Below are 320 nucleotides of genomic sequence, written 5' to 3'. Positions count from 1 at the left end.
CTCGAAGAGCGGTTCCAAGTTCTGGTCTGGCAGCTCTCCCGGAGCTGGCTGCTCTAGCGAGGACTTGCCTGCCTTAGCCGAAGCATAAACAACCGGCACATCCAGCAGAGAGTCCAGATCAATATCGGCGCCGTCATTTACCAAGTCATCTGCCAGGTTCAGCAGCAAGTCCATGGTCTCTTCACGCACCTCGTCGATGCGCTGGTCGGGGCGGTCCACCTTGTTGATCACGATGATTACAGGCAGGGCGGCCTCTAGCGCCTTGCGTAGCACGAAGCGGGTCTGCGGCAGAGGGCCTTCAGAAGCATCGACTAGCAGCA

Annotated in this window: 1 protein-coding gene; it reads right to left on the bottom strand. The window is 58.8% G+C overall.

All coding sequences use genetic code 11. From position 1 onward, the window contains the following. Positions 1 to 320: GTP-binding protein (locus QP381_RS08745; protein ID WP_285068581.1), on the bottom strand; the 320-nt coding region annotated here is incomplete at both ends.

Origin of the sequence: Pauljensenia sp. UMB6358 (assembly GCF_030216865.1) — a bacterium.
Taxonomy (GTDB): domain Bacteria; phylum Actinomycetota; class Actinomycetes; order Actinomycetales; family Actinomycetaceae; genus Pauljensenia; species Pauljensenia turicensis_A.
This window is presented reverse-complemented; position numbering and strand designations above follow the sequence as displayed.